The 19,045-nt window shown below is 71.5% G+C and carries 13 protein-coding genes and 1 pseudogene; 10 read left to right on the top strand and 4 right to left on the bottom strand.

Going from position 1 to position 19,045, the window contains the following annotated elements:
• Nucleotides 1-85: 85 nt before the first annotated feature.
• Nucleotides 86-1,180 carry a mechanosensitive ion channel family protein gene (locus tag OHU89_RS18675; protein WP_405654554.1) on the bottom strand — a complete coding sequence of 365 codons (1,095 nt, stop codon included), beginning with the start codon at nucleotides 1,178-1,180 and terminating at the stop codon, nucleotides 86-88.
• A 291-nt stretch (nucleotides 1,181-1,471) separates the two neighbouring features.
• On the opposite strand from OHU89_RS18675, the gene OHU89_RS18670 reads away from it, so the two are divergent.
• Entirely contained in the window at nucleotides 1,472-2,008 is a 537-nt protein-coding gene (locus OHU89_RS18670) for an HNH endonuclease (RefSeq protein WP_266892303.1), read from the top strand.
• An 87-nt stretch (nucleotides 2,009-2,095) separates the two neighbouring features.
• Here the strand turns inward: OHU89_RS18670 and OHU89_RS18665 are convergent, their stop codons facing one another.
• The 3 genes from OHU89_RS18665 to OHU89_RS18655 form a co-directional block, all read right to left on the bottom strand.
• Nucleotides 2,096-3,517, bottom strand: a complete 1,422-nt coding sequence (locus OHU89_RS18665; RefSeq protein WP_405644316.1) for an ABC transporter permease — start codon at nucleotides 3,515-3,517, stop codon at nucleotides 2,096-2,098.
• 149 nt (nucleotides 3,518-3,666) lie between these two features.
• Complete coding sequence (locus tag OHU89_RS18660; RefSeq protein WP_405644314.1) at nucleotides 3,667-4,353, bottom strand: ABC transporter ATP-binding protein; 687 nt, start codon at nucleotides 4,351-4,353, stop codon at nucleotides 3,667-3,669.
• The gene (locus tag OHU89_RS18655) at nucleotides 4,350-4,883 is read right to left on the bottom strand and encodes a PadR family transcriptional regulator (protein WP_267015864.1); all 534 of its coding nucleotides are present in this window, start codon (nucleotides 4,881-4,883) and stop codon (nucleotides 4,350-4,352) included. Before OHU89_RS18655 ends, OHU89_RS18660 begins: the two co-directional genes overlap by 4 nt.
• A 650-nt stretch (nucleotides 4,884-5,533) precedes the next feature.
• Here OHU89_RS18655 and OHU89_RS18650 point away from each other — a divergent pair.
• The 9 genes and pseudogenes from OHU89_RS18650 to malQ all read left to right on the top strand — a co-directional run bounded on the left by OHU89_RS18650 (nucleotide 5,534) and on the right by malQ (nucleotide 18,981).
• Nucleotides 5,534-9,562 (top strand): amino acid adenylation domain-containing protein, encoded by a 4,029-nt coding sequence (locus OHU89_RS18650; protein ID WP_405644312.1) that lies wholly within the window; start codon nucleotides 5,534-5,536, stop codon nucleotides 9,560-9,562.
• 61 nt (nucleotides 9,563-9,623) lie between these two features.
• Complete coding sequence (gene epsC / locus OHU89_RS18645) at nucleotides 9,624-10,232, top strand: serine O-acetyltransferase EpsC (protein ID WP_266892313.1); 609 nt, start codon at nucleotides 9,624-9,626, stop codon at nucleotides 10,230-10,232.
• Between the two features lie 97 nt (nucleotides 10,233-10,329).
• A pseudogene (locus tag OHU89_RS18640) lies at nucleotides 10,330-11,310 on the top strand (acetyl-CoA carboxylase biotin carboxylase subunit family protein); the annotation flags it as partial.
• Nucleotides 11,311-12,555 (top strand): cysteine synthase, encoded by a 1,245-nt coding sequence (locus OHU89_RS18635; protein ID WP_405654552.1) that lies wholly within the window; start codon nucleotides 11,311-11,313, stop codon nucleotides 12,553-12,555.
• Complete coding sequence (locus OHU89_RS18630; protein WP_405644310.1) at nucleotides 12,552-13,820, top strand: ATP-grasp domain-containing protein; 1,269 nt, start codon at nucleotides 12,552-12,554, stop codon at nucleotides 13,818-13,820. Before OHU89_RS18635 ends, OHU89_RS18630 begins: the two co-directional genes overlap by 4 nt.
• Before the next feature lie 64 nt (nucleotides 13,821-13,884).
• Complete coding sequence (locus tag OHU89_RS18625) at nucleotides 13,885-15,144, top strand: ATP-grasp domain-containing protein (protein WP_405644308.1); 1,260 nt, start codon at nucleotides 13,885-13,887, stop codon at nucleotides 15,142-15,144.
• A gap of 50 nt (nucleotides 15,145-15,194) precedes the next feature.
• Nucleotides 15,195-16,472: an MFS transporter gene (locus tag OHU89_RS18620; protein ID WP_405644307.1), complete on the top strand. Its 1,278-nt coding sequence runs from the start codon at nucleotides 15,195-15,197 to the stop codon at nucleotides 16,470-16,472.
• A gap of 190 nt (nucleotides 16,473-16,662) precedes the next feature.
• On the top strand, nucleotides 16,663-16,893 hold the full coding sequence (locus OHU89_RS18615; RefSeq protein WP_405644305.1) for a hypothetical protein: 231 nt from the start codon (nucleotides 16,663-16,665) through the stop codon (nucleotides 16,891-16,893).
• Nucleotides 16,894-18,981: a 4-alpha-glucanotransferase gene (gene malQ, locus OHU89_RS18610; RefSeq protein ID WP_405644304.1), complete on the top strand. Its 2,088-nt coding sequence runs from the start codon at nucleotides 16,894-16,896 to the stop codon at nucleotides 18,979-18,981.
• Nucleotides 18,982-19,045: the final 64 nt, after the last annotated feature.

The following is a 19,045-nucleotide window of genomic DNA, read 5'->3' as shown; positions in this document are numbered from 1 at the left end:
CCGCGGGCCGGTGGGGGCTGGTCGCGCCTCCCCGCGCCTCTGACGGGGCGCCGTTCCGCGGCCGGCTTCGCCAGGATCGGGCGTCTTACTTCGTCACGCTCGGTGGCGTTATCGGTGTCGCTGCCTGGGCCTGGGGGGAGGAGGTGTTCGCGTAGGCCGACGGGGCCGACATGCCTGCCGTCGGGTCGGGGTCCGGGGTGGTGTCCGTGAGGACGACCGGGCCGCCCACGATGGGGATCTGGGCCGCGTCGAAGGCTCGCTTGATGCGCCAGCGGAGTTCGCGCTCGACCGTCAGGGCCTTGCCCGGCATGGTCTTCGCCGAGACACGGACGACCATCGAGTCCAGCAGGACATTGTCGAGGCCCAGGACCTCGATCGGGCCCCAGAGGAGCTCGTTCCAGGGCTCGGCCTTGCTCATCCGCTCGGCGACGTCGTCGATGGTCCCCTTCACCTTGTCCAGGTCCTCGTCCGCACGGACCGTGACGTCCACGCCGGCCGTCGCCCAGCCCTGGGAGAGGTTGCCGATGCGCTTGACCTCGCCGTTGCGGACGTACCAGATCTCGCCGTTGTCACCGCGGAGCTTCGTCACGCGCAGGCCGACCTCGATGACCTCGCCGGAGGCCACGCCCGCGTCGACGGTGTCCCCGACGCCGTACTGGTCCTCCAGGATCATGAAGACACCGGAGAGGAAGTCGGTGACCAGGTTGCGGGCGCCGAAACCGATGGCCACGCCCGCCACACCCGCGGAGGCGAGGAGCGGGGCCAGATTGATCTCGAAGGTGCCGAGGACCATCAGGGCCGCGGTGCCCATGATGATGAAGCTCGCCACCGAGCGGAGCACCGAGCCGATCGCCTGGGAGCGCTGACGGCGGCGCTCGACGTTGACCAGGAGGCCGCCGAGGGCCGTGCCGTCGACCGCCTGGACCGTGCGGTTCATGCGATCTATGAGCTTGGTGATCGCCCGCCGCACCACCACTCTCAGCACCGCCGCGATCACCAGGATCAGCAGGACGCGCAGACCGATCGCCAGCCAGGTCGACCAGTTCTGCTCGACCCAGCTGGCGGCGTTCGTCGCGCTCTCCTGGGCGTCCTGGAGCGAGGGGACGGCGGGCGTCGACGAGTCCGAAGGGGACGGGGACGGCGACGCCGAGGCGGCCAGTAGGACGGCGGACAACGACACGGCAGGTACCTCCAGGTGCAGCCCCTGCCTCCCGGTACGGCGGTCAAGGATCGTGAAGGTCACGGAAAGGTCACCGGGCGGCAGACCCACCACACTAACGGTGCATCGTGTGTGGATCGTTGCAATGTTCGGGGGAGAGACCCTCCTCACCTGGGGATGAAGAAAGGTGTGGTCGAAAACACTCTCAGCCCGTTACCGGGAGATGGTGGCGTTTCCACCAGGCATGAGGGGAGACTGACTACAGATCGTCCCGGCGCGAGCCACGCGCCGCCGACGCCCAAGGAGGCATCCGTGCCGCATGTCCTGGTCCTCAACGCGTCGTACGAGCCACTGGGCGTCGTACCGCTCCGCCGCGCGCTCGTCCTCGTCCTGGAGAACAAAGCGGTCTCCCTCGAGGAATCCGGCGCCTTCCTGCACAGCGCAACCGTCACAGTCCCCGCACCAAGCGTGGTCCGGCTCAAGCGATTCGTCCGGGTTCCCTATCGGGGGCCCGTTCCTCTGACCCGCAGGGCGCTCTTCGCGCGCGACGGGGGCCGGTGCATGTACTGCGGTGGCGTCGCAACCAGCGTCGACCACGTCATCCCGCGCAGCCGCGGGGGCAAGCACGTCTGGGACAACGTGGTGGCGTCGTGCCGCCGCTGCAACCACGTGAAGGCCGACCGACACCTCTTCGAAATCGGCTGGCGGCTTCGCCATAAACCCGCTCCGCCCACCGGTCTGGCCTGGCGCATCATCGGGACCGGGCACAGGGATCCGCGCTGGCTGCCGTACTTGCAACCGTACGGCGCGGAAGATGCGATGGCCCGGATCGACGGCATTTCTGCCTGACGACGATCCGGGCCTTTGTGCAGCCATGGACGGTTGCGCACCGGCCCCGAGGGTCCCCCGTGCCCCCGGGGCCGGTCGTTCATGCGCTCACGCGTAGCGCAGCTCCGCAGGGTTCAGGGAGCGGCGCAGCAGCGGGAGCGAGGTGGCGGCGGCGAGCAGACAGCAGGCGTACACCGCGAAGGGGACCAGGAGCGCGGCGTACGGCGTGACAGCGGGCCCGTCCCCGACCAGCCGGGAGTACCCGACCCCGATCGCCATGCCCCCGGCGCCGCCCAGCAGGAGTGCGGGCGCGAGCGGCAGCGCGGTCTCCAGGAGCAGCGCCCGGCCGAGCACCTGTTGCGGCACCCCGGCGGCGGTCTGCGCGGCCAGGCCGCGGCGGCGGGTGGCGAGCGACTCGGCGGTGCCGACGGCGAGGCCGGAGAGGGTGATCACGAGGGTGGCGACGATCGCGGCGGCGACCAGGTTCACCCCCGTGGTGTAGTACGACATGCTCGCGGCGAGCTGGTCGGCGTTCCTCCTGCTGTCCAGCTCGGCGAGCAGCACCTGCCGCACGCCCACGAAGCCCGTCCCGACGACCGTCACCAGCAGTACCGCCGCGTGGGTGCGGGCCGCGGCCCAGGGGTCGTCGCGCAGCCGTTCCGCCGCGATCAGCGTGGCCGCGGTCCGGGCCCGGCGGGCCAGCCACCGGCCCGTCAGCGTGGCCACGGCGCCGACGATCCCCACCGCGGCCACGCCGACCAGGAGAAGCGCCCCGGCCATGATCAGCGGTCCTTTCGCGTACGAGCCGCCCTCGCCGGGCATACCGGAAGCCGTGCTGTGTGTCGCGGCCAGCGCCACTGCCGCCACGACCAGCACCCCGCCCGCGAACAGCGCCCAGAACCCGCGCCCCGACCCCGTCCGCACCCGGCGCACCCAGCCGAGCGGCGAGGCCACCACCCGGCGCAGCGCCAGCACGCCCGCCGCGGCGCCGAGCACCGGCACACCGAGGGCGACCAGCGTGATCCCGGCCCAGGCGAGCCAGGTCGGGTGCTGCCACTGGCCCAGCAGCGCCACGACCGAGGCGACGGTGGCGAGCAGCGAGCCGAGCAGACAGGCCAGCCCGGTCTCCAGTGCCGCGATCCGCCGTACCTGCCCGGCCGAGGCCCCCGCCAGCCGCAGCCCGGCCAGTCGCCGGTCGCGGTGCACGGCCCCGATGCGGGCGCACTGACCGAGAAAGCCGAGGACGGGGATCAGCAGGAGCAGCAGGACGACGATGACGCCGGAGCGGGTGCCGGGGTCGTCGAGGAGACCCGCGCCCACGGACACGTCGTAGCGGCCCTGGAGCGCGGCGAGACTCACCGCGGCCAGCGCGAACCCGGTCGCGAGCCCCGCCCCCACCGCCGTGAGCCCGACCCGCCACCACTCCCGCCGGTCGGAACCGCGCGTGAGCAGCCAGGCGAGGCGAAGATCGGAGCCCAGCGAGCCCTTGCCGCCGGGCCGGGAGGTGGGGTCGGTGTGTGGAGATCGCATGCTGCCGTCTCTGGTCGGGTCACCGTGCGGGCCGCTCGGCTCGGTCCGTGGGGGTCGGGTGTCGGTGTTCTCGGTGGGCCCGCCGGGCCCGGTGTCCGGGTCGGCGTCCACGGAGCCTGTGCCGTCGCTTCCGGTGTGTGGTTGCGTCGTCACACCGTCACCCCCGTCGGTGCCACGAGGCCGTCGTTCAGGCGGGCCTCGCGGTCCGCGTAGGCCGCCACCTGGGCGTCGTGGGTGATGAGGAGGACCGCGGTGCCCTGTTCGCGGGCCGTGTGGACCAGGGCCGTCATCACCTGCTCGCCGGCGAGTGAGTCCAGCGCGCCGGTGGGCTCGTCGGCGAAGACCACCTTCGGCTCGGTGACCAGGGCCCGGGCCAGCGAGGTCCGCTGGGCCTGGCCGCCGCTCATCTCGCCGGGCCGCAGTCCTTCCTGCCCGCGCACCCCGAAACGCTCCAGCCACTCACCGGCCTTCTCGTGGGCGTCGCCCCGGGCGGCGCCCGCCAGCATCAGCGGCAGGGCGACGTTGTCGAGCGCGGTCAGCTCGGGGATCAGCTGGCCGAACTGGAAGACCACCCCGAACTCGGTCCGGCGCAGCTCGCTCAGCCGCTTCTCGGGCAGGGTGTCGAGCCGCTCACCGGCGTAGGAGACCGAGCCGCCGTCCGGGCGGACGATGCCCGCCAGGCAGTGCAGCAGCGTCGACTTCCCGCTGCCGCTGGCGCCGGTGACGGCCAGGATCTCGCCGGCCCGCAGCTCGACCGAGGCGCCGCGCAGGGCCTCGGTCCTGCCGTGCGTCTTGACGAGGTCACGGGCGGCCAGCAGCGGCACTTCGTTGTTCATGCTGTGTCGACCTCCGCGGTCAGGGTGGTCAGCCGGCCCGCCGTGGCGGTCATCCAACGGAGGTCGGCGTCGAGGTGGTTGAGGGCGTAGTCCGCCGAGAGCACGGTCGCGAGGTCCGCGCCCTTGCCCGTCTTGACCTGGGTGAGTTCACGCATCCGCGCCATGTGGGCGGTGCGTTGGGCGCTGAGATAGGCCTCCGGGTCGCCGTCGGCGAGGATCGCGACGACGACCTTGGCGAAGATCTCATTGGTCACGAAGGGCGCGGGCGGGGTGATCTCCCCGGCCCACGTGGCGAGTTCTCGCTGTCCGTCGGCGGTGGAGCGGTACATCGTGCGCTCCGGTCCGCCGTCCGAGTCGGTGCCCTCGACCTCGGCGAGTCCGTCGCGGACCAGTCGTTGAAGGGTTGTGTAGACCTGCCCGTAGGCCAGCGGACGGGCCTGCGGGAAGCGTTCGTCGTGGCGTCGCTTGAGGTCGTAGCCATGGCTCGGCCCCGTGGCGAGCAGCCCCAGCAGGATGTGGCGGGTGCTCATGGCGATCATTATGCACTCGCTACATGTACTGAGTGAATAGTGGTCGGTTATCGGTCACGGGCGACCGGTCAGCGGTGGCTGGAACCGGCCACTGCCCCCGGTCGAAGGGTGCCCGAACTGTCCCCGAAGTGCCCCCATTTGACGTCCGATCAGGCATCGGGATTCGGCCAAGAGTCGCGCTCTGTGACGAAATCAGGGTTTTACAAGGAGGGTCGACTCGATTTAAAGTAAGCACCGATCGCATGTTGATCACGGTCGGCGTCAACCAGCCGACCCATCAATCGGGGGGTATTGAAAGGTATGTTCGCGAAACCCAGTGGTATAGCACTGAGCTTCTGTTCGCGATGTGCTGAGACGGTCTGAGCGCCTAAGTGGCGCCCCGTGGTCGCAGAGAATTTTCTCGACCGTCGGCGACCGTTCATCCCAGTTCAAGCGCTTTCTGTCTGACGTAAAGCCAGAGAACCGTCTTCTGCCGCGCCCTTCTCGTTCCGAGACAGGGGCTTTTCCCGCGCGCTGATCGACGGTCGGCTCCGGCTGCCGACACTGACATGGTTTTGCCTCACCCTTGGCATGACCATGCCATTTCTTTGCCTTTTTCCAACGCACTCACAAAGTGACCAATTCCAGGTTCGAGGATGATGGCGAAAACCATGGGGTCCGAGGAATTGTCCCTGCCAGACATGCTGCGCGCGGCCGCGCTCACCCGGCCCGACCGGACCGCCGTCTCGTGCGGCACGCAGCGCCTGACCTTCCAGCAGCTCGGTGACCGCGCCGAGACCCTGGCCGACCATCTGTGTCGGCTCGGTGCGACGACGGACGAACCCGTCGGGATCTTCATGGATCCGTCCGTCGACCTCATGGCGAGCGTCTGGGGCGTCCTGTACTCGGGCGCTCCCTACCTGCCGCTGTCGCCGGAGTACCCGGACGAGCGCGTCCGCTACATGATCGCGGACTCCCGGACCAAGCTCATCCTCACGGACGAGTCCCTGGTCTCCCGGCTGGCCGCACTCACTCCCGCGCACACGCGGATCGTCACCGTCGCCGGGGCACAGGCCTCCCGGGACACCGTCACCGGTCCGCCGGCGGCCCCGCACGGCGACACCCTCGCGTATGTCATCTACACCTCCGGGAGCACGGGCAACCCGAAGGGCATCGGCATCGAACACCGCAGCATCGTCAGCCAGATGCGCTGGATGGCCGGTGAACAGGGCCTGGACGAACACCGGACGGTGCTGCAGAAGACCCCGCTGAGCTTCGACGCGGCCCAGTGGGAGATCCTCGCCCCGGCCTGCGGCAGCAGCGTGGTGATGAGCGAACGAGGCGTCTACGCCGACCCCGGCGGGCTCCTCGACCTGATCCAGACGCACCGGGTGACCACGCTCCAGGGCGTGCCGACCCTGCTCCAGGCACTCGTCGACTCCGGACGGCTGACGCAGTGCACCTCGCTCAACCAGCTGTTCAGCGGCGGCGAGGCGCTCACCAAGAGCCTGGCGATCGAGCTGCTCGACGCGCTGCCGGACGCCGGACTGGTCAACCTCTACGGCCCGAGCGAGACCACGATCAACGCCTCGTCCCTCACCGTGGACCGCGCGACCGTCCAGCACGGACCCGACCACCTCTCCATCGGCCGGCCCGTGCACGGCATGAGCTTCCACATCCTCGACTCCGCCCGGCGGCCCGTGGCGCCCGGCGAGTCGGGTGAACTCCACATAGCCGGGCGGCAGCTCGCCCGCGGCTACCTCAACAACCCCGACATGACGGCCGAACGGTTCATCCCCAACCCGTTCGCCACCGACCCGGACTCCACCCGCCTCTACCGCACCGGCGACCTGACCCGCTGGAACGACGACGGCACCGTGCAGTTCCTCGGCCGCACCGACAGCCAGGTCAAACTGCGCGGCTTCCGGGTCGAGCTGGACGAGATCAAGGTGTCCATCGAGAAGCACGACTGGGTCAAGCGGGCCGCGGTCGTGGTCCGCGACGACACGCGGGTCGGGGCCAACCTCATCGCCTTCATCGAACTCGACCCCCACCGGGCCGCGGTCATGGACCAGGGCAACCACGGCGCCCACCACCAGTCCAAGCAGAGCAAACTCCAGCTCAAGGCCCAGCTCGCCGATCTGGGCGTCCGCCAGGAGTACGGCCTCCCGTTCATCGAGCTGCCCGGTCGCACCGCGACGGCCGAGCAGCGGCGCACGGTGTTCGCCCGCAAGACGTACCGCTTCTACGAGGGCGGCGACGTCACCCGGCAGGACCTCCTGCGCCTGCTCGCCCCCGCGACGGAACAGGTGGCCGCGCCCCGGGACCCGGACACCCTGACGCTGACCGAACTCGGCACGCTGCTGCGCTGGTTCGGCCAGTTCACCAGCGGTGAGCGGCTGCTGTCCAAGTACGGCTACGCCTCACCCGGATCCCTGTACGCCACCCAGCTCTACCTGGAGCTGTCCGGCATCGCGGGCCTGGAGGCGGGCCACTACTACTACCACCCGGTCGAACACCGGCTCACGCTGATCGGCCCGGCCCCCGCCGGGGAGCCGAGGCTGCGGGCCCACTTCATCGGGCGCCGCTCGGCCATCGAGCCCGTCTACCGCAACAACATCCAGGAAGTCCTCCAGTTCGAAGCCGGTCACATGGTCGGCCTCTTCGACCACGTCCTGCCCGCCTACGGACTGCGGATCTCCGCGCGCCCGGCGGAGCCGGCGGTCAAGGACGTCCTGCGCTGCCCGGACGAGGACTACTACCTGGCCTCGTACGAGATCCGCACGGCCGCCGCCGAGACCGAACCCACCGCGGTCGACCTGTATGTGCAGGCCCACCCGGGGCGCATCGCCGATCTCGCCGACGGCCAGTACCGCTACGACGCCGGCGAACTGGTGCGGGTGTCCGACGAGTTGGTCCGCAAACAGGACGTCATCGCCATCAATCAGGAGGTCTACGCGCGTTCGAGCTTCGGGGTCAGCATGATCGGCAGCGCGCCCGAGGCGTGGCAGCGCTATGTCGACCTCGGCCGGGAGCTCCAGCGTCTCCAGATGAACGGCCTCGACCTGGGGCTGATGTCCTCCGGGTACAGCTCCGAGACCGGTAACCCGCTGCTCTCGGCCCGGCGTATCGCGGACCTCGTCGGCCTCGGCCCGGACACCGCCTCCTACTTCGCCGTCGGCGGCCGTATCAGCGCCCAGCAGCGGCTCAGCGAGGGCATGAAGGAGGACTCCGTGCATATGCGGGGTCCCGCCGAGATCATCAAGGACAACCTCGCCGCGGCCCTGCCGCCGTACATGGTGCCCAACCGGGTCACCGTCCTCGACGCCTTCCCGCTCACCCCCAACGGCAAGGTCGACCACCAGGCCCTGCGCGAGCTGGACAAGGCCGCCGTCGACGACACCGAGGCACCGGTCGTCCCGCCGCGCACCCCCACCGAGGAGGCCGTCGCCGCACTGTGGGGGAAGGTGCTGAAGCAGGAGCGGGTCTCCATCCGCGACAACTTCTTCGCCTCCGGCGGCCATTCGCTGACCGCGGTCTCCCTGGTCAACCGGATCAACCGGGAGCTGGGCGCCGCCCTGCCGCTCCAGGTGCTGTTCGACGCGCCGACCATCGCCGAACTGGCCCGGCGCGTCGACCGCGAGCCCGCCACCGCGGCCTCCCGGCTGGTGCGGCTGCGCGCCGCGGACGGCCGCCGGCCGGTCTTCTGCTGGCCCGGTCTCGGCGGCTACCCGATGAGCCTGCGGCTGCTGGCCGGGCGCCTCGACCTGGACCGGCCGTTCCTCGGCGTCCAGTCCTACGGCATCAACGCGGACGAGACCCCGTACGAGACGTTCGCCGAGATGGTCGCCAAGGACCTCGAACTCCTCCGGCAGGTCCAGCCGACCGGCCCCTACACCCTGTGGGGCTACTCCTTCGGGGCCCGGCTCGCCTTCGAGGCCGCCCACCAGCTGGAGCTGGCCGGCGAGCAGGTCGACGAGGTGATCCTCATCGCGCCCGGCAAACCACCGGTGGAATTCCTCGGGGACGCGGCCGGCCGGACCTCGACCGGCTTCGACGACTCCACCTTCGTCTCCATCCTGTATTCGGTGTTCGCCGGAAACCTGGAGAAGTCGGCGGTCGAGGAATGCCTTGCCACGACACACGACGAGGAATCCTTCATCGCCTTCGTCAGCGACCGGTTCGAGCACCTGGACCGTGAATGGGTGCGCAGGATCGTCGGCGTGGTGCGGCGGACATTCCTCTTCGAGTACGACCCCCGCGAACTCGCCGAGCGCACCGTCGCCGCACCGGTCACCGTATTCCGGGCCACCGGCGACCAGGAATCGTTCATCGACTCCGGTGAAGCGCTTACCACCGCACCTCCCGCGCTCCACCGACTCGAGGCCGACCACTACGAGTTGCTGCGCGCGAACGGAATAGACGAACTCGTCACCGCCATAAAGACCGCACGACTCACCAGAAAGGTCACCGGAGTGCCGCACGTCAGCATCAAGCATTTCCCCAACAACCTCGAGGCCGAACAGGTCACCGCCCTGGTCGACGCGATCACCAGCGCCGTCCAGGCCGCCTTCGCGGTCGACGAGGGCGCGGTCTCGATCGCACTCGAACCGGTGGCCCAGGACGTCTGGAACGAGCGGGTGTACGTCCCGGAGATCGAGAACGGCGCCGGAAACCTGGTCAAGGCCCCCAACTACTGAGCCCGGCGCCCGAATCCGACGGTGCCCACCCCCACCAGGACATGAACCACGGAGGACCGCGATGCGCACAGTGATCACCAGGATGAGGGAGGACCTCTCCGTGATCGTCGCGCGAGACCCGTCGATCCGCACGCGCGCGGAGGCCCTGCTGCACCCCGCGCTGCCGGCGCTGTGGACCCACCGGGTGGCCCACGTCCTGTTCACCCGTGGGCACCGTCAGAGCGCCCGGCTCCTCGCCTACCTGGCGCGCGCCTGCACCGGTGGCATCGAGATCCACCCGGGCGCGCGGCTCGGCCGGCGCGTCTTCATCGACCACGGGGCCGCCGTGGTCATCGGGGAGACCGCCGAGGTCGGCGACGACGTCACGATCTTCCACCAGGTCACGCTCGGCGCCGTCGGCTGGTGGAAGGACGGACGGCGCGAACCCGGCGCCCGCCGCCACCCCGTCGTCGGCGACCGCGTGGTCCTCGGCACCAACGCGATCGTGCTCGGCCCGGTCACCGTCGGCCACGACGCGCTGATCGGCGCCGGGGCGCTCGTCCTGGGCGATGTGCCCCCGAAGGCCCGCGTGATGGCGCCCGCCGCCGAGATCGTGTCCCGGCCCTCGGCCGCGGACCGCGAGGACGCGGATCAGCTGCTGCGCGCCCTGGCCACCTCCGGGTGCTGGTGACGCCCAGGTCGCCGGCCCCACCCCATCCGTCGCAGTACCCCGCAACGTTCACCGCATCTCAACCCGACCACGTGTCGGCACGCCATCGGAGGCACAGATGATTCACGTCGGCGTACTGGAGAGCAACCTCTCCGGTTCCGGCTTCGAGGGCCTGCAGATCATCAAGGAACTCGACTGCCGGGTCACCTTCTTCACCCGCGACCTGGACCGGTACCTCGAAGTGCCGGGCGGTCCGGCCTACTTCGAGAAGTACGTCGACGAGATCGTCCACTGCGAGACGAACATCCTCGAAGAACTCCTGCCGCATGTGCACCGGGCCGGCGCCGAGCACCCCTTCGACGCGTTCCTGACCCTGGCCGAGTACGACGTGGTCGTGGCCGCCGAGGTCGCCGTCCTCCTCGGGCTCCCCACCGTCAGCGTCGACGGCGTCGCCACGGCCCGCAACAAGGCGCTGATGCGCCGGCGCTGCGCCGAACTCGGCGTCGCGATACCGGCGTTCCGCACCGTGCGGACCCCCGCCGAGGCGGCGGCCGCCGCGGCCGAGATCGGGCTGCCCTGCGTGGTCAAGCCGGCCGACGAGACCAGCAGCGCCGACGTCCGGCTGGTGGAGACCGCGGAACAGGCCGCCGAGCACGTCGAGCTGATCCGCTCCCGGGTGGAGAACACCCGCGGCCAGAGCCGCTACCACGAGCTGATGGTCGAGGAGTACCTGAGCGGCCCCGAGGTCAGCGTGGAGGTCCTCGCCGACGGCGACCGGTACGAGGTCCTCGGGGTCACCGACAAGTCGGTCATCGGCCAGGGCTACTTCGTCGAACTGGCCCACAGCTTCCCCTCCGGCCTGCCCGACAAGATGGTCCGCGCCATCGGCGACCTGGCCGTGGAGGCGCTGCGCGCCTGCGGGTTCGACCTGGGCATGGCCCACGTCGAGATCAAGGTCACCGACTCCGGTCCCAAGCTCATCGAGATCAACCCCCGGCCCGCCGGCGGCAAGATCACCTACCTGGTCGACCGCGCCCTCGGCATCAAGTCCCTGGAGCTGGTGGCCCAGCAGTACCTCGGCCAGCCGCTGCCGGCCCGGGTGGTGCCCGAGCAGCCGGTCGCCGGTGCCGCCATCCGCTACCTGGTCGCCCGGCCGGGCCGGGTGGTGTCCGTCTCCGGCCAGGAACGCGCCGCCGCGCTGCCCGGCGTGGAGGAGGTCGTCGTCAAGCCGAAGCCCGGCGCCGTGCTGCGCGAGCCGCGCCGCAACGGCGACCGCGCCGGCCATGTCCTCGTGATCGCCGAGACCGCCCAGCTCGCGGCGCGGACCGCCGAGGCCGCCGTCGAGGAGATCGACATCCGGACCGAGCCGGTCACCGCCCGCCCGGTCGCCGACTCCCTCGTCGACCTGATCGGCCGCACCCCGCTGCTGAGGCTCCCCGTGGACCGCGTCCTGGACGGGGTCCCGGCCGAGACCGAGGTCCTGGCGAAGCTGGAGCTGTTCAACCCCTGGTCCAGCAGCAAGGACCGGGCCGCACTGTCGATGCTGCGCGGCGCCGAGGAGCGCGGACTGCTCACCCCCGGCCACGGCACCGTGATCGAGGCGACCTCCGGCAACACCGGTATCTCCCTGGCCGCCCTCGCCGCCGCCCGCGGCTACCGCTGCGTCATCGTGCTGCCCGACAACGCGACCCAGGAGCGCGTGGCCATGCTCCAGTCGCTCGGCGCCGAGGTGGTGCGCACCCCGCACACCGGCGGCTACCAGGCGGCGGTCGACAAGGCCGAGGAACTCCACCACCGGACCCCCGGCTCCTGGTTCTGCTGCCAGCACGACAACCCCGACAACACCCGGGCGCACTACGAGTCGACCGGCCCGGAGATCTGGGCCGACGCCGAGGGCCGTATCGACGTCTTCGTCTGCGGAGTGGGCACCGGCGGCACCCTCAGCGGCGCGGGACGCTACCTGCTGGAGCGCAACCCCGACGTACGGATCGTGGCCGTCGAGCCGGCCGGATCGCCGCTGCTGTCCGGCGGCGAACCCGGCACGCACACCATCCCCGGCTTCAACGGCGGCTTCATCGCACCGACCACGGAACGCGACCTCATCGACGAGGTGATCGCGGTCGCCGACGCCGACGCCCTCGACACCACCCGGCGGCTCGCCGTGCACGCCGGCCTCACCGTCGGCGTCTCCTCCGGCGCGGTCGTCCACGCCTGCGGTGTCGTGGCCGCCCGTCCCGAGAACCGGGGCAAGCGCATCGTGACCCTGCTCCCCGACACCGGCGAGCGCTACCTGAGCCTGCTCAGCCGCGTCGCCGAGGAGCAGGCGGCCGGGGGCACCCGGTGACGGCGCCCGTGGACGACCGGCCCCGCCTGCTGATGGTGATGCCGTACCGCCAGTTCGTCCGCAAGGCACAGGCCGAGGGGTTCTGGGTCGGCGCGATCTGGGACCCGCGGCTGGAGTCGCCGGAGTACCTGGACGACGTACGCGCACTGGCGGACGTGTTCGTCACGGCCGACTTCCGGGACGAGGAGCTGCTGCGCCGCACCATCCGTGAGGTGGCCGAGGAGCACCGCGCCTCGGTGATCTACCACATCGGCCGCGAGGAGACGATGGCCGCCGCCTACGAGGTGGCCGAAGAACTCCACATCGAGGTCAACCCGGCCGAGGCCGTCCGGCTCCTCACCGACAAGCACGCCATGCGGGACCTGCTCGCCGCACGCGGAATGTCCCCGGTGTCCTTCGAGGCGGTGGCGACCCGGCGCGAGGTACCGGACGCGGTCCGGCGCATCGGCCGCCCGGCCGTGGTCAAGCCGACCGCACTGGCCGGCAGCCGGGGCGTTTTCCTGTGGCAGGAGGAGGCGGATCTCGCGGTCTGGACGGTACTCGTCGAGGAGTACGGCTACGACGGTCCGTTCCTGGTCGAGGAGTATCTGCGCGGTCCCGAGTACAGCGTGGAGACACTGAGCCGGGACGGTGAGCACCGGATCGTCGGGATCACGGAGAAGCTGCTCGGCGCGCCGCCGCTGTTCGTGGAGGTGGGGCACGTCCACCCGGCGCCGCTGCCCCCGGAGCGCCGGCGGGCCGTCGAGGACCTGACGACCGAGCTGCTCACCGCGTGCGGGTACCGGTTCGGTCCCGCGCACACCGAGGTGATCTGGACCGAGGCCGGCCCCCGCATCGTCGAGTCGCAGGCCCGGCTCGGCGGGGACCGGATCCCACGCCTCATCGAGCTGGCCACCGGCCTCGACATCGAGCAGGCGATCTTCGCCGGCCTGGCGGGCACCCCGGCCGGGCCCGCCGAGGCGACCGCGACGGCGGTCGTGCGGTTCTTCGCCTTCCCGCCCGGCCACGTCGACGAGATCCGCGGCCTCGACACGGTCGCCGGGCTCGGGTACGTCGACGAGCTGAACCTCAGGCCGAGCCCCGGCGACACGTTGGCGGAGGTCCGCGACTCCAAGAGCCGGCACGGACACGTCATCGTCTCCGGCGCCACCGCCGAGCAGGCCCGGGACCGGGTCGCGGAGGTGCTCGCCGCCATCGAGCTCGTCATCGACGGAACGCCCGTACGCGCGGACGGCCGGGCCGGAGTGCTCGGGACGCCCGTATGACTCTCCCCCCACCCCGCAGGAAGGCAGTGCCCATGCAGTCCGTACCCGCACTCAGGAGCTCGTCATGACCGCCCTCGCCAGCGACGCCCAGGTGGTGTTCATCGGCTTCAACATGGCCTACCTGCACGCGATCGAGGGCAACGTCCCGAGCGGGTCCGTCGTGGTGATCGAGGAACCCGACATCCTCCGCAAGCGGGACCTGGCGGGGGCCGCGGCACGCTTCGACTGCGTGGACCGTGTCGTGCCGGCCAGCTACCACCAGTCGACCGAGGCCCTCGACCTGGCGGCCGAACTGACGGCCGTGCGCCCCGTGGCCGCGGTGGTCCCGGGCCTGGAGTACGCGGTGCCCGCGGCGGCCGCGCTGGCCGAGAAGCTCGGGCTGCCCGGCGCGACCGAACAGGCCGCACAGGCGCTGCGGGACAAGGTCCGGCTGCGCGAGGTCTCCGGCGCCGCCGGTGTCCGCAACCCGCGCTGGCGCGAGGTGTTCGGGCCCGAGGACATCCTCGAGTTCGCGGGCGACGGCCCGGTCGTGGTCAAGCCGGCGAACCGGCAGGCCAGCGTCGGCGTACAGCTGCTGGACTCGGTCGACGCCGAGACCGCGGCGCAGGCCTGGGAGCGGACCTCCTCCGCGACCGAGCGGGTGTCGGTGCCCGACCGGGAGCTGGCGTGGCGGTACCTGGCAGAAGAGCGCCTTCAGGGACCTGAGTTCAGCGTCGAGGCGCTGGTGCAGCGGGGCGGGATCGTCTTCCAGAACGTCACGGCCAAGACCGTGATCCCGGGGCCCTACCCGGTCGAGCTCGGCCATCTGCTGCCCGCTCCGCTCGACGAGGACACGCAGGCCGCGTTCACCACGGCCATGCGGGCGCTGGTCGCCGCGACCGGGTACCGAACCGGCATCCTGCACGCCGAGTGGATCCTCACCGAGTCCGGTCCGACGCTGGTCGAATGCGCCGGCCGCTGCCCCGGCGACCATCTGATCGACCTCATCGACCTGGCCTACGGCACCCGGATCAGGCTGACGCTGATCGACCTGCTGGCCGGACGTCCGGTCACGCTGCCCCAGGTGTCGGAGCAGACCTCGGCGATCCGGTTTCTGGCCGCCGAGCCGGGCACCGTCACGGAGGTCTCCGGCGTGGACGCGGCCCGGGAACTGCCCGGCATCGAGGTCGTGGAAGTGGGCGTCGAGGCCGGCGACGAGGTCCGGCCGTGGGCGTCCTCCTGGGACCGCGCAGGCCATGTCATCGCCACCGGGCCGGACGCGGACACCACACGCCGACGCGTCCTGGACGCGGACGCGGCCGTCCGTATCACCACCACCGGCTGAGTCCGCGGCACCGCCGACCGAGTCCGAATCACCACTGATTGAGGAAGCACATGTCCGACCTCTGGCAGCGCGTCCGCGGCTGGCGCGGGTCCGTCCCGGGAGGGACGGCCGGCATCCGGCTGGCCGTGCTGACGTCGATCGACGCCGTCGGCACCGGCGCCTTCCTGGCCGTCTCCGTGCCCTTCATCACCCGGTCCGTCGGCCTGTCGGAGGGCCAGCTCGGACTCGGCCTGACCGTGTCCGCCGCCATCGCCCTGGCCACGGCGATCCCGATCGGCGTCCTCGCCGACCGGATCGGCCCGAAGAAGGTCCTGGTCTGGCTGAGCGTGTGGCGCTGCGCGTGGTTCGTGGCGTACCCGTTCGTCCAGAACCTGTGGCAGTTCCTCACCGTGGTGTGTCTGCTCGGCCTGGTCGACAAGGCGTCCGCGCCCATGTCGCAGGCCCTGGTCGGCCAGGTGACGAAGGCCGAGGACCGGGTCAGGGCCGTCGCGATCCTGCGGTCGCTGCGCAACGTCGGCTTCACCGTCGGCGCCCTGCTGGGCGGCATCGGACTGCTCATCGACAACCGGGCGGGATACGCGGCGATCCTGTTGCTCAACGCCGCCTCGTTCGCCGTGCTCGCGATGCTGGCCGCCCGGCTGCCGATCCTCAGCGCGCCGGCGAAGAGCCTGCGCCGACGGTTCTCGGTGAGCGTGCTGCGCGATGTGCCGTTCCTGTCGTTCACGGGGATCAACGCCGTGCTCACCATGCACATGACCCTGCTGAGCATCGGTATCCCGCTGTGGATCGTCGGGCACACCGACGTGCCGTCCGCGGTGATCGCCCCGCTGGTCGCCGTCAACACCGTGCTCGCGGTCGCCCTCCAGGTGCGGGCCAGCCGGGACACGGACACCATGCCCGGCGTGGCACGCGCCCTGACACGGGCGGGGCTCTCCCTCGCGCTGTGCTGTGTGCTGCTCGTCGCGGCACCGAAGCTGCCGGTCGTCCTGGCCGTCGGCGTGCTGCTGCTGGCCATGATCGCGCTGACCGGCGGCGAGCTGTTCCAGTCCGCCGGCGGCTGGGGCGGCTCCTATCTGCTGGCGGCGCCCAAGGAGGAGGGCGTCTATCTGTCGGTCTTCTGGCTCGGCGTGGCCGTCCAGCAGATCGCGGCGCCGATCCTGGTCAGCGTGGTCGTCACGACCGGCACCACGGGCTGGGTCGTCCTGGCCGCCCTGTTCGCGTTCTGCGGTCTGGCGGCACCGCTGCTGTGCCGGTGGGCGCAGAAACGGGCGGACAGCAGGCCGCAGCCGGAGCCCGAGCCGACACCGGCCGAGGCGGTACAGCCGTAAGGCTCCACGGATCGAGGCCCGGCGGACTCCTCCGCCGGGCCCGGTCGTGTCGTAGCCGCAGCGGGATCGGGACGTACACAACAGAATGTGAGGAGATGCACGTTGTAGCCATTCGTACGTCTGCCACGGCGCCCACTGGGTAGGGCTGCGATAACCCGCAAGGTCGCCGTACTCGACAAGGAGGCCCCTCGTGGTCGCTCCCGCACACCCCCGCTCCAAACCCGTGGCGCAGCCGCTGTCCCTCGAACCCGAGCCGCACTTCTGCGTGTTCAGCGCGGAGGGCGCCTGCGCCGAGATCCCGCTGACCAGTGAGGCACCGCTGCCCGACGCGGAGCCCCTCACCAGCGAGCCGCCACTCGCCGAAGCCGCACACCTGACCAGCGAGTCCGCGGTCTTCGAGCCGGACCCCGCGAGGCTGTAGATGGCGGCGCAGGGGTCGGCCGAGCCGCCTTCCGAGGACCTGTCACGCCTCGCCGAGTTGCATGGCGTCGCCACCTCCTACAGCCCGTCCCCGGACCGTACGGTCGCCGCCTCGGCCACCGCCGTCACCCTCGCCCTGGCCGCCCTCGGCGTCGACACCGGCCGCCCCGCGGCCGCGCTGGCCGCCCGCGAGCGTGAGCTGCGCGACCGGCTGCTGCCACCGACGGTGGTCTGCTGGAGCGGCAGCCCGCCCGCGTCCCTCGGGAACCTGCCCAGGGGCACTCGGCTGCGGATCGAGACCGAGCAGGGCGAGACTCGCGCCGCCGCCGACCAACTCCCGCCCGGCATCCACCGGTTGACGGCCACGGCGCCCGACGGCCGGGTGGCCGAGTCCCACCTGGTCGTCGCCCCCGCCCGGCTCCCGACGGCCACCGGACGCTCGTACGGACTCCTCGTCCAGCTCTACTCCCTGCTCTCCCAGCGCTCCTGGGGCATGGGCGACCTCGGCGACCTCACCGAACTGACCGCCTGGGCCGGGCGGGCGCTCGGCGCCGGGTTCGTGCAGGTCAACCCGTTGCACGCGGCGGTGCCCGGCGCCCCCACGGACCCCTCTCCGTACCGGCCCTCCTCGCGACGCTTCCCGGACCCGGTGCATCTGCGGGTCGAGGACGTGCCCGAGTACGCCCATGTCACCGACCGCGAGGCGGTGTGCTCGCTCGCCGAACGGGCCGGGCGGCTGCGCGAAGCGGTGCTGGACAAGGGCGCGTTGATCGACCGGGACGCCGTGTGGGAGCTCAAGCGGGAGGCGCTGGAGCTGGTGCGCGAGGTGCCGCTCGGCCCCGGGCGGCGGGCCGCGTACGTCGACTTCCTCGCCGAGGAGGGCGAGGCCCTGGAGGACCACGCGACGTGGTGCGCGCTGGCGGAGGTGCACGGCTCGGACTGGAGCCGGTGGCCGGCCGGGCTGCGGGACCCCCGCTCGCCCGAAACGGCCCGCGCCCGCGCCGAGTTGATGGACCGCGTCGACTTCCACTGCCGGCTCGCCTGGCTCACCGACGCCCAGCTCGTCGCCTCGCAGCGGGCGGCGCGGGAGGCCGGGATGCCGGTCGGGATCGTCCACGACCTGGCGGTGGGCGTGCACCCCGGGGGCGCCGACGCCTGGGCGCAGCAGGACTACCTCGCGGCCGGGATGTCGGTCGGCGCACCGCCGGACGCCTTCAACGCGCGCGGGCAGGACTGGGGACTGCCGCCGTGGCGCCCGGACCGCCTGGCCGAATCGGGCTACGCCCCCTACCGGCGCCTGCTGAAAGCCCTCTTCCGCTATGCCGGAGCCCTGCGTATCGACCATGTGATGGGCCTGTTCCGCCTCTGGTGGGTCCCGCAGGGGCACCCGCCGACCGAGGGCACCTACATCCGCTACGACGCCGAGGCCATGCTCGCGATCCTGGTCCTGGAGGCCTCGCGCGCCGGGGCGGTGGTGATCGGCGAGGACCTGGGCACGGTGGAGCCCGGGGTGCGCGAGACGCTGCGCGAACGCGGGGTGCTCGGTACGTCGGTGCTCTGGTTCGAGCGGGACTGGGAGGGCGACGGCCGGCCCCTGCCACCGGAACGTTGGCGCGCCGACTGCCTCGCCACCGCGACCACCCACGACCTGCCCTCCACCGCGGCCCGTCTGACGGGCGAACACGTCGAACTCCGCTACCGGCTGGGCCTGCTGACCCGGGAGCTGGCGGAGGAACGGACGGAGGCGGCGGCGGACACCGGGGAGTGGCTGGAGGTACTGGCACGACTGGGACTGCTGCACGGCACCGGCGGCGGCCACAGCACATCGACGGAGGAGGCCGAGATCCAGGCCGTGCACCGGTTCCTGCTGCGTACGCCGGCGCGGCTGGTGGGGGTGTGGCTACCGGACGCGGTGGGCGACCGACGGCCCCAGAACCTGCCGGGCACGTGGGACCAGTACCCGAACTGGCGCCTGCCGATCGCGGACGCGGAGGGGAGGCCGGTGACGCTGGAGGGGTTGGCGGGCTCGCCGCGCCTGCACGGTCTGGTGGAGGTACTGCGCGGGCCTCGCGCGGTCGGAACGGGTTGATGTGGGGGACAGGCGGAACCGTCCCGTCCCCCTCTCGTCGACCACGTATGGCACCCCGGGCGCG

It is taken from the genome of Streptomyces sp. NBC_00019, from assembly GCF_045041015.1.
GTDB lineage: Bacteria > Actinomycetota > Actinomycetes > Streptomycetales > Streptomycetaceae > Streptomyces.
The sequence above is the reverse complement of the archived record's forward strand: the minus strand, read 5'-3'. Positions and strand labels throughout refer to the sequence as shown.

Excerpts from the sequence above, each read along its gene's own strand:
- OHU89_RS18665 (WP_405644316.1), bottom strand. The coding sequence starts at position 3,517 with ATGCGATCTCCACACACCGACCCCACCTCCCGGCCCGGCGGCAAGGGC.
- OHU89_RS18660 (WP_405644314.1), bottom strand. The coding sequence starts at position 4,353 with ATGAACAACGAAGTGCCGCTGCTGGCCGCCCGTGACCTCGTCAAGACG.
- OHU89_RS18655 (WP_267015864.1), bottom strand. The coding sequence starts at position 4,883 with ATGAGCACCCGCCACATCCTGCTGGGGCTGCTCGCCACGGGGCCGAGC.
- OHU89_RS18650 (WP_405644312.1), top strand. The coding sequence starts at position 5,534 with ATGGGGTCCGAGGAATTGTCCCTGCCAGACATGCTGCGCGCGGCCGCG.
- epsC (WP_266892313.1), top strand. The coding sequence starts at position 9,624 with ATGCGCACAGTGATCACCAGGATGAGGGAGGACCTCTCCGTGATCGTC.
- OHU89_RS18625 (WP_405644308.1), top strand. The coding sequence starts at position 13,885 with ATGACCGCCCTCGCCAGCGACGCCCAGGTGGTGTTCATCGGCTTCAAC.
- OHU89_RS18620 (WP_405644307.1), top strand. The coding sequence starts at position 15,195 with ATGTCCGACCTCTGGCAGCGCGTCCGCGGCTGGCGCGGGTCCGTCCCG.
- malQ (WP_405644304.1), top strand. The coding sequence starts at position 16,894 with ATGGCGGCGCAGGGGTCGGCCGAGCCGCCTTCCGAGGACCTGTCACGC.